The sequence below is a fragment of the Acidovorax delafieldii 2AN genome, assembly GCF_000175235.1.
Lineage (GTDB): Bacteria > Pseudomonadota > Gammaproteobacteria > Burkholderiales > Burkholderiaceae_C > Acidovorax > Acidovorax delafieldii_B.
This window is the reverse complement of sequence record NZ_ACQT01000448.1, coordinates 1-1,799: the sequence shown is the minus strand read 5'-3', so window position 1 is coordinate 1,799 and position 1,799 is coordinate 1. Positions and strand designations below refer to the sequence as shown.

The 1,799-nt window shown below is 66.6% G+C and carries 2 protein-coding genes and 1 pseudogene; all 3 read left to right on the top strand.

From position 1 onward, the window contains the following. Nucleotides 1-498 (top strand): annotated as a pseudogene (locus ACDELDRAFT_RS22100) (NUDIX hydrolase); the annotation flags it as partial. A 490-nt stretch (nt 499-988) separates the two neighbouring features. Then, nucleotides 989-1,270: a DUF427 domain-containing protein gene (locus ACDELDRAFT_RS22095; RefSeq protein ID WP_005800910.1), complete on the top strand. Its 282-nt coding sequence runs from the start codon at nt 989-991 to the stop codon at nt 1,268-1,270. Nucleotides 1,271-1,642: 372 nt separating this feature from the next. Beyond that, on the top strand, nt 1,643-1,799 hold a 157-nt coding region (locus ACDELDRAFT_RS22090), incomplete at its 3' end, for a DUF938 domain-containing protein (RefSeq protein ID WP_005800909.1).

The following is a 1,799-nucleotide window of genomic DNA, read 5'->3' as shown; positions in this document are numbered from 1 at the left end:
CCTTTTGCCGAGGTGCTGTCGGCGCTGCGTCTGCGGCTGCAGACGCGGCACCTCACGCCGTGGTCGCGCTGGATCACGCCGCTGGCACCCAGCATGGGCACGCGCCGTTTCGACACCCGCTTCTTCGTCGCCCAGGCCCCCGCTGGCCAGACCGCACGGCACGACGACGAAGAAACCACCGACAGCGTGTGGCTGGCGCCCCGCGCCGCGCTGGAGCAATACCGCGATGGCGCCATCGACCTGGCCCCACCGCAAATCATGAGCCTGGCCCATCTGGCGCGCCACGCCAGCGTGGCCAGCGTGCTGGACGCCGCGCGCCGCCAGCCCCCGCCCGTCATCCTGCCCGAGCCGTTCGACCACGACGGCGTGCGCGTGATCTGCTACCCCGGCGACGCCCTGCACCCCGTGCGCGAGCGCGCCCTGCCCGGCCCCACGCGGCTGCACTACCGGGAACGCCGATTCACCCCGGAGCACGGCTTCGAGGCACTGTTCAGCTGAGCTGCGCCCCGGGTTTTGCAGCGGCGTTGGTCCGAGGCGTTGCATACTAGAGGGTTCACCGTCCCATGGCAGCGCCTCCCGCCAGAGGGCGCGCCGTCACCCGGCAAGCACGCCCCACGATGGCCCTGCAACAGGTCGCAACCCCGGCCTGTGCCACCGCCGTGACCGTCACGTGCGGCGGCGGCGCAGGGCGCGGGCCTTTCAGACACAACGCAAGGCCGCAGTGGCGTAATGCCATGGTGCTGCGGGGTGGCACGGTCGAGACCGTGCGATGAACGTGGTTGGGGCGGCGCTGCCGTGCCGGACCTGCAGCCGGGCTGCGCGAAGCCGCCCCGGCGACCACCCAGCGGCCCCGCATGAACGCCCGGCAGGCAGCCAGCGCCCGGAAGCCATGGCCGGGTGCGGGGTGAAAAACTCATGAATTGATAGCTGCAACCGCTCAATCGGCAAGCGCTGCAACCCATTTGGATAGCAAAGAAAGGAAATCCCCATGAAAGCAAGCTGGAACGGCGTGGTAGTGGCCGAGAGCGACGACACCGTGCTGGTGGAGGGCAACCACTACTTTCCCGAAAGCGCACTCAAGCGCGAATATTTCACCTTCAGCAACCACAAGACCATGTGCCCCTGGAAGGGCCAGGCAACCTACCTCTCGCTGCTGATCAACGGCGAGCTCAACGCCGACGCCGCCTGGACCTATGTTGACCCGAAGCCCGAGGCCGAGCAGATCCGCGGCCGCGTCGCGTTCTGGAAGGGCGTGAAGGTGACCGAATAGGCCCGCAGAGGAGCGCAGCGGCGGCACAGGGTTATCCCTACCCACGCTGGACAATCATGTGGATAAGTTTTGACAAGTCCTGTATGGCGCAGCCAAGTCGTTGATTTGCAAGGAAATCCCCTGCGTCGCCCAATTTTTGAGCACACGCGGCCTGCCCGATGCCGGTTTATCCCAGCTGGCGCTGGACAATGGTGTGGATAAGTCTGGACAAGTCCTGTATGGCAGCGCCAAGTCCTTGATTTTCAAGGGCATCCCACGCATTGCCTGCGTTTTAAGCAGACGGCCTGTCCACCGCACCCCTCTTGAAACGCTCCTTTTCCCATAGCCGCAAGCGCTTCACCCGCAAGCACCACAAGCCCATTTCATTCAAGAATGTCCTCCGACGCCCGCGAATACAGCCCTGCCGCCGAGCGCAACAGCGCCCCCATCCTGTCGGTGCTGCAGGCGCTGCTGCCTGCGCGCGGCACCGCGCTGGAGATCGCCTGCGGCACGGGGCAGCACGCGGCTTGCATGGGCGCTGCCCTGCCCC